At 63.7% G+C, this 12,457-nt stretch carries 11 protein-coding genes and 2 pseudogenes; 8 read left to right on the top strand and 5 right to left on the bottom strand.

Annotation, left to right across the window (positions count from 1 at the left end; translation table 11 throughout):
* Positions 1-22 precede the first annotated feature (22 nt).
* Positions 23-389 (bottom strand): annotated as a pseudogene (locus tag AYK61_RS28095) (AMP-binding protein); the annotation flags it as partial.
* Positions 390-495: 106 nt separating this feature from the next.
* On the opposite strand from AYK61_RS28095, the gene AYK61_RS24160 reads away from it, so the two are divergent.
* Positions 496-1,248 carry a TetR/AcrR family transcriptional regulator gene (locus AYK61_RS24160; protein ID WP_068052725.1) on the top strand — a complete coding sequence of 251 codons (753 nt, stop codon included), beginning with the start codon at positions 496-498 and terminating at the stop codon, positions 1,246-1,248.
* 31 nt (positions 1,249-1,279) lie between these two features.
* Here the strand turns inward: AYK61_RS24160 and AYK61_RS24155 are convergent.
* Positions 1,280-1,795 (bottom strand): annotated as a pseudogene (locus AYK61_RS24155) (transposase); the annotation flags it as partial.
* Positions 1,796-2,367: 572 nt separating this feature from the next.
* On the opposite strand from AYK61_RS24155, the gene AYK61_RS24150 reads away from it, so the two are divergent.
* Positions 2,368-2,922: a PaaI family thioesterase gene (locus AYK61_RS24150; RefSeq protein ID WP_027498237.1), complete on the top strand. Its 555-nt coding sequence runs from the start codon at positions 2,368-2,370 to the stop codon at positions 2,920-2,922.
* 16 nt (positions 2,923-2,938) lie between these two features.
* Here the strand turns inward: AYK61_RS24150 and AYK61_RS24145 are convergent, their stop codons facing one another.
* Positions 2,939-4,414 carry an MFS transporter gene (locus tag AYK61_RS24145; RefSeq protein ID WP_371827903.1) on the bottom strand — a complete coding sequence of 492 codons (1,476 nt, stop codon included), beginning with the start codon at positions 4,412-4,414 and terminating at the stop codon, positions 2,939-2,941.
* 204 nt (positions 4,415-4,618) lie between these two features.
* Between AYK61_RS24145 and AYK61_RS24140 the strand changes: the two genes are divergently transcribed.
* The 6 genes from AYK61_RS24140 (at position 4,619) to AYK61_RS24115 (ending at position 11,216) form a co-directional block, all read left to right on the top strand.
* Positions 4,619-5,323: a TetR/AcrR family transcriptional regulator gene (locus tag AYK61_RS24140; RefSeq protein ID WP_027498235.1), complete on the top strand. Its 705-nt coding sequence runs from the start codon at positions 4,619-4,621 to the stop codon at positions 5,321-5,323.
* Between the two features lie 344 nt (positions 5,324-5,667).
* Positions 5,668-6,906: an SDR family oxidoreductase gene (locus AYK61_RS24135; protein WP_121873416.1), complete on the top strand. Its 1,239-nt coding sequence runs from the start codon at positions 5,668-5,670 to the stop codon at positions 6,904-6,906.
* Between the two features lies 1 nt (position 6,907).
* Complete coding sequence (locus AYK61_RS24130; protein ID WP_027498233.1) at positions 6,908-7,105, top strand: hypothetical protein; 198 nt, start codon at positions 6,908-6,910, stop codon at positions 7,103-7,105.
* A gap of 35 nt (positions 7,106-7,140) precedes the next feature.
* Complete coding sequence (locus AYK61_RS24125) at positions 7,141-7,845, top strand: phosphatidylserine decarboxylase (RefSeq protein WP_228139274.1); 705 nt, start codon at positions 7,141-7,143, stop codon at positions 7,843-7,845.
* Positions 7,842-8,996 carry a hypothetical protein gene (locus AYK61_RS24120; protein WP_121873415.1) on the top strand — a complete coding sequence of 385 codons (1,155 nt, stop codon included), beginning with the start codon at positions 7,842-7,844 and terminating at the stop codon, positions 8,994-8,996. Before AYK61_RS24125 ends, AYK61_RS24120 begins: the two co-directional genes overlap by 4 nt.
* Positions 8,997-11,216: an MMPL family transporter gene (locus tag AYK61_RS24115; protein ID WP_121873414.1), complete on the top strand. Its 2,220-nt coding sequence runs from the start codon at positions 8,997-8,999 to the stop codon at positions 11,214-11,216. It abuts the gene before it with no gap.
* On the opposite strand, the gene AYK61_RS24110 is transcribed toward AYK61_RS24115, so the two are convergent.
* The gene (locus tag AYK61_RS24110) at positions 11,198-11,914 is read right to left on the bottom strand and encodes a hypothetical protein (protein ID WP_027498229.1); all 717 of its coding nucleotides are present in this window, start codon (positions 11,912-11,914) and stop codon (positions 11,198-11,200) included. The two genes, AYK61_RS24115 and AYK61_RS24110, sit on opposite strands and share 19 nt — an antisense overlap.
* Complete coding sequence (locus AYK61_RS24105; RefSeq protein ID WP_045840763.1) at positions 11,911-12,444, bottom strand: RNA polymerase sigma factor; 534 nt, start codon at positions 12,442-12,444, stop codon at positions 11,911-11,913. Before AYK61_RS24105 ends, AYK61_RS24110 begins: the two co-directional genes overlap by 4 nt.
* Positions 12,445-12,457 lie beyond the last annotated feature (13 nt).

Raw genomic sequence — 12,457 nt, 5'->3', positions numbered from 1 at the left:
CCGGACACACATGAGCTCGTGAGACGGCCACGATCGTCGACAGGCCGCGCGTGTCCGAGTTGGGAGGGGTCCATCGAGGCGTACAGCATCGATGGCATCGCCACGGTGATCTTTTTTGCGTCGATGGTGCGCAGCACCTCGGCGGATAAAACTTCGGCAGCACCATCATCGGGCCGCCTTTCGTCAGGGTCGGCACGAAGAACGCGGCCCCAGCATGCGACAGCGGGGTGCACATCGAGAATTTGGGGAACCCGGCCATTCTCACTCCGGAGAGTTGAATCTGCGTCATCGTGAACATTGCCGAAGCCTCCGATGGCTCCCTTCGGCTTTCCGGTCGTGCCGCCGGTGTATGTGATCGACACGGTGCGATCCGGCGGACGATCGGCTGCTTGAGGGAGGGTGCCGAACCGCTGCGAGCGAACCGAGAGGTTTCAGCGAACGGCTCTCCAGCCCGACTCGCTTGAGAGGACCCTTCAGGGTATTGTTAACCCCATAATGTCATTCGTCCGCCGCGTTTCATTTACTCCATCTCAGGTGCAGCGTCGAGTGGCCGATGCCCGTAGCACCCGCTGGGATGAGCATAGAGTCGAGGTACGCGCGCAGCTGGTCGACGCGACCATACGGATCATCGAACGGTATGGTGCAGGCGTCAGCATGGACGACATCGCTGCGGAGGCCCGTGTATCTAAACCAAAGCTGTATCGCTACTTTGGCGACAAAGCGGGCTTGAACGCGGCGGTGGCGGCGAAACTCGGTGCGTTGATGTGGGATTCGGCGAAAGTCACTATTCTCGCCGACCAAGATTATCTTTCGGTTGACGACATGGTTCGCTCGTCCGTCCAGAGCTACGTCGCGCTCGTCGGGCAGTATCCCACTGTCGTCAGATTCCTTATGGCGAATCACTTGTTTCAGTACTCCGGATCGGGAAATGGCGGAGTTGCTGACGAACTGAGGTCGGTGATGGAGGTCGTCGCCGATCGGTTCACTGAAAGTCTTCAGCGTGTTCACGCAGATACTTCGGTCATTCCCTTGGCCGTGGCGTCCATTCTGGGTTCTGGTCTATCTGCGACTCAGTGGTGGATCGACAACGGTCGTGAGCAAGGGGTGGATGATACGTTCTTCGCCGCACACCTATCAGAGACGACGTGGGGAATCATCGACGGCGCGGCCGCAACCGTAGGCGTGGCCTTCTCACGCAGTCTGCCATTCAGCCATCCCGGTTTCGCGTCCCGCCACAAAATGGACTGAATCACCCTAGATATCCAATAATTGTAACTTGTCAAGCTGCGTCGGGTTGTTGCGCGGTGCGGTGTGCCCAAGCGGTGTGTTCGTCGTATTCGGTGCAGTGGCGTACGCACCCGTGCAGGAGCCCGACAAGTCTGTTGGCGAGTGCGCGGAGCGCTTGGTGGTGGAGGTCTCCGGTAGCACGGTGTTGTTCGTAGAACGCGCGAGCGGCCGGACTCTGGCTGAGGGCGCAGAACGCCCACCGGTCGATGGCATCGTAGAGCCGCCGGTTGCGGATATGTCGAGCCAGTACGGCCCGCTTCTTGCCCGACGCAACTGTCAGGGGTGACGTACCGGCGTAATTCTTGCGAGACTTGGCGTTGGTGTAGCGGTCGACGTCGTCGCTGAATTCACCGAGCCCCGGGCGGCGAGGATGACACCGATTCCTGGCAGGGAGAGGTAGATGGCGGCGTTGTGTGTCAGCGTCCGGGTGTGTTTCAAAATGGCGGGTCAGATCGGCTTCGAGGTCGCCGATCTGACGGTTCAACTCCGCGATCAACGCCAAGAGTGCGCCCGGCATCGCGCTCGACCTGCGCTGCGAACGCCTGCAACCACGAAAGGCGAACGCTACCGATCCCGTTTCTGCGCCCGCTGCGCACTCCGCGACGACCTCCATGCAATCTTGATATTCGATAACGAGGACATCGCGCTGGACGCGCTCCTTCAAGCGTTGGGCGCAACAAATCGACCTCAGAGCGCGGTCATCTTGATGCGAGGCGCGCGGGCCTCGCCTGCCGCCGCGGAGCGGCAGAGATTGGGGTCGTCGCAGCATTCGGCCGAGGCAGGTCGGGTGTGAGATAGTTGCATTCGCGAGATGCCCTTCGTGGTGGCTGGAATGTTCCCTAGACAAGAACTCAGTTACGGGCAGTCCGCAAACGCGGCCTCAGAATAGTCATCTCCAGGTCCGAAATCCTCGCGGCAGATCACTTCTCTCTTTAAAGCTATGTCGGCTTGGTCGATCCTTTAGTGCGGTTCACTTCTGACATAGTGCAGTTTATCTTTCGAAACTAACAGCGGTGCAGGCCGAGCGCACGAAGACGCGACAGACTCGGCACAATGTTTTCACGACAGAGAGGTCCGACCATGAAAAGAATTCCAGACGAGGTCAGCGGGTCGGCCGGCCCCGCTATCGAGAACTGGGCGCGCTCGTTCTGGAGCACGAGTTTCGATTCGCCTGATCTACCGCCCCACCACCCCGACTGTCTTGGTTGTGGGCCGCAGAACCCGCACGGCCATGCCCTGTCGGTCCAGCGTGACGAGAACGGCGTGGTGGCTCACCATGTGTTCGATCAACGTCATGTCGGGGCACCCGGGATAGCACACGGCGGCGCGGTGGCGACCGTTCTCGACGATCTGTTCGGCTTCCTGCTCTACACAGTGGGTGAGCTCGCCGTGACGCGGCGTCTCGAGCTCGACTACCTAGCGCCGGTTCTGCTCGGCACTCCATACGTATTGCGTGCTGCCGTTCGGTCTCGTGATGGGCGCAAACTGGATCTCACGGCCACGATGGACGATGCGCAGGGCCGCTCGGTAGCCACCGCTACTGCCCTGTTCGTGGTGGTCGAGGTCGAACACTTCATGCAGTCCCAAGCCCGAGCCCAACTCCGGGCCACAGACACGAATCACACCGAAGAATAGACACCCTGGCCGACCTTCACCGACGTCCGTCACCCGCGGTGGCTGTCGTACGGCTGCGTCTACCTGGCGCAAAGACGGCGAGGACGAGTGCCCCAGCGGCGGTCAGCGCCGCCAACGACAGCGTCGCCTGACCACTTCCGTGTACGAATGCGGCTCTGGCGAACTCGGCCAGCGGCTGACCAGCTGGTCCTGCGCGGTCGGCGACCTGCAACGCGGCGGCCAGAGAATCGGCCACCGGACCACGGGCAGGCTCGGGTAGCTGGGGCAGAGCCGGCTGAATGTGCTGAACGTAACCGGCCGCGAGCACGCTACCGGCTACCGCAATCCCAATCGCGGCACCGATTTCGCGAGCTGCGTCGTTGACCGCGGCAGCCACCCCGTGCTTGGCCTCAGGAGTGTCCGAGACGATGGCGAAAGTCGCAGGGGCGGTACACAACCCCAAACCCGCACTCATGATGAGCAAGGGCCACAGCAGGTCAGGGTAAGTTGCCGCGACGGTCAATCTGCTCACCATCACCAGTCCCGCCGCGATGGTGAGCAGACCTACAGTGGTCATCACCCGCAGGCCAACAATGTTCGACAGCCAGGGTGCAATCACCGAGATCACGATGAGCGGCACGACCATAGGGGTCAACGCCAACGCGGCGGTGAGCGGTCCATAACCGAGAATCAACTGCAGATACTGCACCAACAGCAAGAACACCCCGAAGGTCACCAGAAATTGGATACAGACCGACAGTGCGCCGGCACCGAAGCCACGGCGGGCGAACAACCGGACATCGAGTAGGGGTGCCGAGGAACGTAGTTCTACGACGACGAACACCACAACTGCGAACAAGCCCACCGCAGTGCTGATGGCGACGAGCGAATCCGACCAGCCACGGGCCGGAACCTCGATCACAGCGAAGACGATCGCCCCGACCGCGACAACTACGGTCACCGCGCCCACCCAATCGACCGGTGGATGCTCCTGCTGGCGGGACTCCGCGATACTGCATGCCAACCCGGCCAGAACCGCTCCGGCGACGGTCAACCCGACGAACACCGAGGTCCACGACCACTGTTCGAGCAGCACACCAGCCCCGAGGATGCCCAGGACCGCCCCGGATCCAGCAACCCCGGCCCACACACCTACAGCGCGGCCGCGATGCGCCGGTGGAAATCCCGCGGTCAGTATCGACAGCGTCGAGGGCATGACCAGCGCCGCACCCGCCCCAGCCAACGCGCGAGCAGCGATCAGCCACGCCGGGTCGGCGAGAAACAAGGGCAAGGCCGACGCGAAAGCGAACAACGCCAACCCCGCCACGAGCACCCCGCGGCGACCGTACCGGTCACCGATCGCACCGGCAGGCAGAACGAAGCACGCCAATACCAGCGTATAACCGTCGACTATCCAGGTCAGTTGAGCTTGCGTCGCCCCTGTCGCGACCGCGATCTGTGGCAACGCTGAATACAATGCCGCCATTGCGGCCACCACCAACGCGACCGCCATGCACGACACAATCAACATCCACCACTGGGCACCGCTCCATCGAGCGACGCTGGCAGAGTCGGATCTACGTTCGTTCAACGGCCAGCCTCCCAGTTAGAGACTGATCGTCTCGGTACGAGACTATTAGTATCATAACTTTGCGGGTGTGACAGAATGGTCAAGCGAGGACATGTTTTGTCAGTCAAAATGGAGCGGAGCCCGTTCATGGTCGACCCTCTCGTTGCAGCCGAGGGCCCGGCCGACCCCCGGCTGGCGCGCTCACGTAACCGCTTGCTCGAAGCGGCGGGCCAGCTGCTGTCCACCGGCGGTGTCGAGGCGGTCACCGTGGAGGCGGTCACCCGCATGTCGAAGGTTGCACGTGCCACTCTGTACCGCCACTTCGGAAGTACCACTGACCTGCTTGCTGCAACCTTCGAGCGACTACTACCCCCAGTCGACACCGATATCGATACCGGTCCGCTACGTGAACGTCTGATTTCGTTGCTCACCACCCAAGCCGACCTCATCGACCAAGCTCCGGTGCAGATGACCACGCTGGCCTGGCTGGCAATGGGACCCGTCAACAGCGGCGACGCCAGCCGGCGCGATCTCGATCCTGGCGCGGTGGTCTCGCTTCGGGCCCGTGTCATAGAGCAATACCGCAGGTCCCTGGATCAGATCCTGACGGCCCCTGACGCTCGCGCTGTACTCGGCGAGATCGACACCACCTTCGCCCTCATTCAGCTCCTCGGACCGATAGTGTTCGCTCGCCTCACAGGACTGCGCCACATCCACGCCGACGACTGCATCCAAATCGTCGACAACTTTCTCGCCGCCCATGCCGCAAGTGTCCGATCGAGCACTTCGCGCGACCACAGCCGTCCACGGCCGGCCGCGACGCTAGACCCGCAGCTCACCGACGGCCAATAAAACTTGATGCGAAATTTCACCATCAATGCGCTATCCAGTCAGGGATCGCAGCGCTCACTGGATACGGCCGGACGTGTGCTCGAGAACTCGGAGTTGCACTGCAGTGCACTTCTGACATCGTGCAGCCGTCTTCTGAAACTGACACGAGGAACGCGAATCGGTCGTAATCTGCTCCAATAATCCGCCCGTTCGACTGTGTTCTGTTGGGAACCCTCTCAACAAAAGTTGAGCAACGCTATGGGGCGTACCAGACTTTCCCGGTCACCCGATCTCGAGCCCTCGAAATTGCTACGTTCTGCCGGTCCGAAGTGACATGGGACACCGATCGTTGCAGGGGAGCGAGAATGCACGTAGAAGCACTGTTCGGAGATGGTTCGTTGCGTCCGGTCTGGCCGCACGCGGATGCACTGATCACCAGCGAATGCCCGGGGCTTCGCTTCGCCGGCAAGTACGCCGACGTCGTCGCTCTGAGCAACGGTGATCCGACCGCGTTGCGGCCGTTCGTCGACGAGGACACCCGACGCCGGGTGGCGAGCATGGCACCGCCGCGCACCGACACGGCGCTGGTGTTCGGAGCCAACGGATTCCTCGGCGCGCACCTGATCGGCCGACTCACTCGTGATTCCGCCGTCGAGGTCGTCTATGCGATGGTGCGCCCCACCGAGGAGGAGACGGCGTTCGAGCGCCTGCAGCGCACCTTCGACCAGTACGAGATCGAGGTCGACGCCGACAAGATTCGCATCGTCGAGGGCACTCCCACGACGTTCCGGTTCGGCCTCGACAAGGCCGCCTACTACGACCTGGCTGCCGGAGTGGGGCAGATCTTCAACTGCGCCAGCTCCACCGATTACACCGAGAGCTATGCCGAACTGCGCGACGACTGGTTCGTCAGCGTGCTGCGGATCCTGGAATTCAGCATCACCTCCGCCCGTAAGCACCTGACGTACGTGGGCAGCATCGGTGCCCACCTCTATCAGAAGCCCGAGGACTTCCGTCGTCCCGACTCGTGGTGGTACTCCGGATACGCGCAGATGAAGTGGGTCAACGCAACTCTGCTCGGATGGCTGTCGATGTCGGACACCTACTCCGTCACTCTGTGCGAGGCTCCGTACATCCTCGGCAGCACGGAGCTCGGCCGAGATCCCGGTCGCGTGTACAGCTTCTGGCGCATCATCGAACTGGCGATCGCAGCCGGTGCCATCTGGGACGGCCCGGGCATGAACTACGTCCCGGTCGACGTGATGTGCGACGTCATGGCGAGCAACTCGTTGCGCAGTCATCCTCTGACGAGGCTGTTGCCGAGCAATCCCACCGGATACGGGCACGACCTCTACGCCGAGCTGCTCGGGCTCGATCTGGTGAGCTGGGAGGAGTTCAAGGAGCGTGTCAGCGTGCGTATCTCTCCTCGTTTCGCCGAGACGATGCTGGCCGACAACATCGACCAGCTCATGCGCCTGGTGCACAAGCCCGAGGCGATACTCCCACTCGACCACGACATCTCGTGGTGCGACCACCGCCGACTGTTCGAGCTCTATTTCGAGAAAGCACAGCTCAAGACGCTCACGCCCGCCGCCGTCAACTGACGTGGCAGACGGATTCGAGCCCACCTCGGTGCGCCTACGGGACGTACCCATCGGCCGCGAGGTGACCAACGGCGTTCTCTCGCTCGGCTTCTACGTGGTGTGTGGGCTGATCGGACTGCTGCCCGGCCCGGTGCGGAACTGGGCAGCGGATGCCTTCGTGACCTGGTCGGAGAGCGTCGACGAACAGCGGCACAGCTGATGTCGTGGTGTCGGTGGGCCCTCGGCCTCGCTGCGGTGCCGGCGGCTCTCTTCGCGTTGTTCGTGTACTGGCGGACCCGGTTCTTCTTCCGCGATCCGCACCGCGAACCGCCGGCCGATCCGCGGGCGGTGCTCGCTCCGGCGGACGGGTTCGTCACGTACGTCAAGCGTGTGGAGGCGGGCAGTGCCGCGTTCGCCGTCAAGAAGGGGCGGACGATCGTCCTCGACGAGATCGCTGGGGTCGCCTCGACCGACAGCGGCTACCTGATCGGGATCTACATGTCCGAATACTCGGTGCACCGCAACCGAATTCCGGTATCGGGCACCATCGGTATGCGTCGTCATCGGTCCGCGGCACCGTTCAACAAGTCGATGGCCAGAGTCGGTGCGAACCTGTTGACCCGGCGCACTCCCTACGACGAGGGCTGCGACTACCTGCTCACCAACGAGCGGCTCACCATCTCGATCGAGCACGAGTCCGGTGCCGTGGTGACGGTGACGCAGATTGCCGATCTCTGGGTCGATCGCATCGTCGCGCACGTCGCCGTCGGTGACACCGTCGAGCGCGGCGAGCAGTACGGAATGATCCGCTTCGGTTCTCAGTGCGACGTGTTCGTGCCCGACGCACTCGTCGACGAGATCACTGTCCGGCCAGGCAATTACGTGTTCGCCGGCGAGACGACGGTGGTGCGTTCACCGATCCTCGTCGACGGCAGACAACCGAGCGAAGAGGAACGATGATCACGATCGAAGAGGTCGACGGCAAAGCCGGTTGGCGTGAATTCGAGTCCGTCTCGGACCTGGTCTACCAGGGCGATCCGTACCGCCTACCCGACGAGTCGATGGACCTGGGCCGAATTCTCATCGCACCGCCGCCCTCGGTTGCCGCCACCCGCGTCACGAAAGCATTTCTGGCTCGCGAGAACGGGATTGCCGTCGGTCGCGTCGTGGCCATCCACGATCTGTCGTTCACCGAGTACACGGGGGAGCCGATCGGCTTCTTCGGCTTCTACGAGGCGGTCGACGATCACGACGTCGCCGAAGCGCTGCTCGACGCTGCGGCGCACTGGCTTTCGGCGCGCGGACTCGCGACGATTTCCGGGCCCTTCGGTCCGTCGATGTTCTACAGCGCAGGCATCGTCGTCGACGAGGTCCCGGCGCTGCCCCTGGTGGGGATGCCGCACAATCCGCTCTACTACGCGGCCCACTTCGAGAAGTGGGGTCTGATGGCGGTCAAGGACTTCTACAGTTACCTTTTCGACGACCCGTGCATCATCTACAACGACCCCAAATACGCGCGGCACATGCAGATCTTCGAGAAGATCAAGGCGCGATCCGAGGTGACGTTCCGGTCGATGAAATACCGGACGTTGCGACGCGACGCGCGCATCGTGCGGGATCTCTACAACAAGACGTTCGTGAACTTCTGGGGCTTCTCGCCGCTGTCCTACACGGAACTGTTCGAGTTGCTGAAGATGATGCTTCCGGTCATCGATCGTCGGCTCACCCTGCTGGCCGAACTCGACGGCAAGCCCGTCGGCTTTCTGATGGGAATCCCGGACGTCAATCAGGCCGCCGCGAAGGCGTCGCACCTGAAGTCGCGCTGGGCACGAGACCTGGTGACGCTGTGGCACGTCAAGCGTCCGGGTCGCACGGAGGTCATCGACGGAGTGCGGGTGGACATGCTGTTCGTCGATCCGGATTGCCCCGATCGAGCCGTGTCCTCTCTGCTGATCATGGAGATGTCGGTGCGTATGCGCGATCTCGGGTTCACGCGCGTCGAAGCGGCTCCCGTGCTCGACGACAGTCCGTGGATGAAGGGCTCGGTCCTGTCCCGGACGAAACTCGCTCCGCACCGCACGTACCGCATCTTCAGCCGGGAGTTGACGTAGATGACCGACACGATCTCGCGAATCGACCCGCAGGTGAGCTGCGGAAACATCGGCGACCGGTGGGGTCGACTGGTCGCGCGGCGACGCTGGGTGGTGCTGGCGATCTGGACGCTGCTGGCGGTGGGATCCGCGATTCTGTACCCAGCGCTGCAGAACTCCCTGGTGGGGGCCAACTTCTCCGTTCCCGGAACCGAATCCAGCCGCGCCGATGAACTGGTCGAGCAGCATTTCGCGTCCTTCGGCTCGGAACAGCTCGTCGTCACGTTCACCTCGGATTCGGTGGACAGCCGGAACCCGGCCTTTCGCGCACGGGTGGCCGAGGTCGTCTCGTCACTGAGGCAGTCACCGGACGTACTGCGTGTCGTCGACCCCTACGAGAGCGCAGGATTCGTCCCGACGATCTCCGACGACGGGACCTCGGCGCTCGCATTCGTCGGCATCGGCGGAGAGGCCAGCGATCGGATCGCAGTGGCCGAACGCGTGCAGGAGATGATCGGCGGTGCGTCCGGTGATGGCGTCGAGGTGGCGGTGACGGGCTACTCGCCGATGACCGTCGATCTCACCCGCGTCGAATCCGAGGACGCCGTGCGGGCCGAGAGCATCGGTCTGCCCATCGCTTTCGTGGTGCTGGTTCTGGCGCTGGGTTCCGTGGTCGCGGGCATCGTGCCGCTGGTCACCACCGGAATCGGAGTGCTGGCGGCGTTCGGCATGTTCGCGTTGCTGTCCAACGTGATGACCTTCGATGTTCTCGTCACCACGGTGGCGGCGATGTTCGGTCTGGGTCTGGGAATCGACTACGCACTCTTCATCGTCAGTCGGTTCCGGGAGGAGATCGGGCGGGCCGGACCCGGTGAAGATTCGGACAGGACCGAGCGCGCGGTGGGGGCGGCCATGGGCACCGCCGGACACATCATCGTCATCTCCGGTCTGGTCGTGTTGATCGCACTCGGAGCCCTCGCGATCGTCGATGTCCCTGCGGTGCAGAGCATCTCGTTGGTCGTCGCGCTCACCATCGCCACCGTCGTCGTGGTCGCGTGGACCCTGCTGCCGGCACTTCTCGCGGTGCTGGGAACGCGCATCGGGGCCTGGTCGCTGCCGCGACGATTCCAACCTCCCTCGGTCGACGAGCACGACGCCGCAGTTCCCACGTGGTGGTCGCGGTGGGCGCAGCACGTCATCGAGCGCCCCTGGCGTTACACGGTCGCATCCGCCGCCGTCCTCATCGTCTGCCTGGTTCCCATCGGTTCGATCTCGTACGGGGTCGATCTCGGTGCCGAGGCGCTGAGCGCGGAACCGTCCGGACGAGCCAACACGGTCCTGACCGAGAAGTTCGCGCCCGGCACCATCTCGCCCATCACCATCGTGTTCACCGGCGAGGACGACAGTCCATTGGGACCGCAGCAGATCGCCACGGTCGACGCGTTCGCGAACTCCGTGCGCGGAGACGATCGCGTCGCCTACGCGTTGGCGCAACCCGAGGGCGGCCGGTCGTTGCTGATCGTGGTCCCGTCGGTCCCGATCGACTCGACGGAGGCCGCCGACCTCGTCGAAACCCTGCGTTCTCAGGCAGTTCTCGCCGGTGACGTGGACGGCACCAGCGTGTCCGTGGGCGGTACCACCGCGCTGGTGGTCGACGCATCCGAGGAGATCTCCGGCAAGTTCGTCTGGGTCGTCGCCGCGGTACTGGCCTTTTCTCTCTGTTACTTGGCCGTCGTGTTTCGCAGCGTGGTGATCCCGCTCAAGGCCGTCGCCATGAACCTGCTGGTCACCGGGGCAGCGCTGGGTGCCACCGTCGCCGTCTTCCAATGGGGTTGGGGTTCGAGCATTCTCGGCTTCGAGAGCCCGGGTTACATCCAGGTGTATCTACCGGTGACGGTGTTCGCCGTGGTCTTCGGTCTGTCGATGGACTACGAGGTGTTCCTCATCGGCCGTATGCGAGAAGTGTTCGTGCGGGAAGCGAGCAACGACGTCGCCGTCGTCGACGGCATCGAACACACCGCCAGGCCGATCACCGCCGCCGCCGCAATCATGATCGCCGTGTTCGCCAGCTTCCTCACCGCAGACGTGCTCGAGCTCAAACAGTTCGGCTTCGCTCTTGCCATCGCGGTGCTGTTCGACGCCGTGCTGGTGCGCATGATGCTGGTGCCGGCGATGATGAAGCTCTTCGGCGAGCGCAACTGGTGGCCCGGTACGCGGAATCGTCAGGTGGTCGGCAACTGAGCCGACGCCAGCAGCGAGCCGTCCGCGCCGCGGATCTCGATCTCGGTGACGTCGCCGCGAAGTACCGCCGCGTTCATGCGGCATTCGATGGTGACGTCGCTACCGAGAAACGTGCCGGACGGGAGTTCGGTGCCCCACCGATCGACGAGGACGACCTCGTACGGGCCTCGATCGGACACGCCGTCCATGTCGAGGAACGTCTCGGTGCCCCACGTGTGCGCAACGAGGCCGCCCTCGATGTCCACGCTCGGCATGCTCGTGGTGAAAGCGACCTGCTCGTAGGCACCCAGGGTTCCCGGAGGTCCGGTGATCGCGGCCGGTGGATCCTCGGGTTGCGGTCGAGAGGCGTCGATACCGAGCACGACGCCGCTGCCGACGACCAGCCCCGCGATCGCGGCGGCGGCCGCCAGGCCGGCCGATCTGCGCGGTCCACGTGTCCGCTGGGGTGGCCACGCAGAGCCGGGTGACGTACCCAGAACTCGGGCGCGGAGGTCGGGTGACGTCGATGCTTCGAGCCACGGTTCGGTCGGACCGCGACGACCGAGAGTCCCGGTCAGCGCGCGCAGTTCGGCGATGTCCCTGTCGACGGTGGGATCGGATGCTGCGAGCTCGCGTAGCTCGGCGGCCTCGGTGTCGTCGAGGTCGTCGCCGACGGCAGCGGCGATCAGTTCGGCTCGGCGATCGTCTCGGGCGTTCATGCTTCCTCCTGTCCGTCGAGATGGTCTCGCAGCGCCCTCAGTGCGTAGAAGGCGCGAGTGCGCAATGTTCGTACGGCAACGCCCGTCGACTCGGACAGTTCCGCATAGGTGGTTCCCGCCAGGTGCACCGCAACGACGACCTGCCGATGATCGGGAGAGAGAAGGGCGAGCGCGGCGATGATGCGCAGTCGCTCGTCCACGTCGGGACTGGTGTCACGCGAGATCGCGACCGATCGTCGGTCGAGGTCCTCGATCCTTTCCGACGCCGGCTTCGGCATTCTGCTCAGAGACCGTTGGACGTCGACGATCACATTGCGCTCGATGGCGAACAGCCAGGTACGCAGCGCTCCTCGGCTGGGCTCGAATCGGGACCGGGCCCGCCATGCGCGAAGGAACGTCTCCTGGACGCAGTCCTCGGCAAGCGCTCGGTCGCGCAGTGCGTTGACGGCGAAACCGAGCATGGCCGACGCATGCTCGTCGTACGCGGCAGCGACGTCGAAGTGCAGTTCGATCACGCTCCCGATGCTCATGACAGTGACTACG

It is taken from the genome of Rhodococcus sp. SBT000017 (assembly GCF_003688915.1).
Lineage (GTDB): Bacteria > Actinomycetota > Actinomycetes > Mycobacteriales > Mycobacteriaceae > Rhodococcoides.
The sequence above is the reverse complement of the archived record's forward strand: the minus strand, read 5'-3'. Positions and strand labels throughout refer to the sequence as shown.

Excerpts from the sequence above, each read along its gene's own strand:
- AYK61_RS24160 (WP_068052725.1), top strand. The coding sequence starts at position 496 with ATGTCATTCGTCCGCCGCGTTTCATTTACTCCATCTCAGGTGCAGCGT.
- AYK61_RS24150 (WP_027498237.1), top strand. The coding sequence starts at position 2,368 with ATGAAAAGAATTCCAGACGAGGTCAGCGGGTCGGCCGGCCCCGCTATC.
- AYK61_RS24145 (WP_371827903.1), bottom strand. The coding sequence starts at position 4,414 with ATGGCGGTCGCGTTGGTGGTGGCCGCAATGGCGGCATTGTATTCAGCG.
- AYK61_RS24140 (WP_027498235.1), top strand. The coding sequence starts at position 4,619 with ATGGTCGACCCTCTCGTTGCAGCCGAGGGCCCGGCCGACCCCCGGCTG.
- AYK61_RS24135 (WP_121873416.1), top strand. The coding sequence starts at position 5,668 with ATGCACGTAGAAGCACTGTTCGGAGATGGTTCGTTGCGTCCGGTCTGG.
- AYK61_RS24120 (WP_121873415.1), top strand. The coding sequence starts at position 7,842 with ATGATCACGATCGAAGAGGTCGACGGCAAAGCCGGTTGGCGTGAATTC.
- AYK61_RS24115 (WP_121873414.1), top strand. The coding sequence starts at position 8,997 with ATGACCGACACGATCTCGCGAATCGACCCGCAGGTGAGCTGCGGAAAC.
- AYK61_RS24110 (WP_027498229.1), bottom strand. The coding sequence starts at position 11,914 with ATGAACGCCCGAGACGATCGCCGAGCCGAACTGATCGCCGCTGCCGTC.
- AYK61_RS24105 (WP_045840763.1), bottom strand. The coding sequence starts at position 12,444 with ATGAGCATCGGGAGCGTGATCGAACTGCACTTCGACGTCGCTGCCGCG.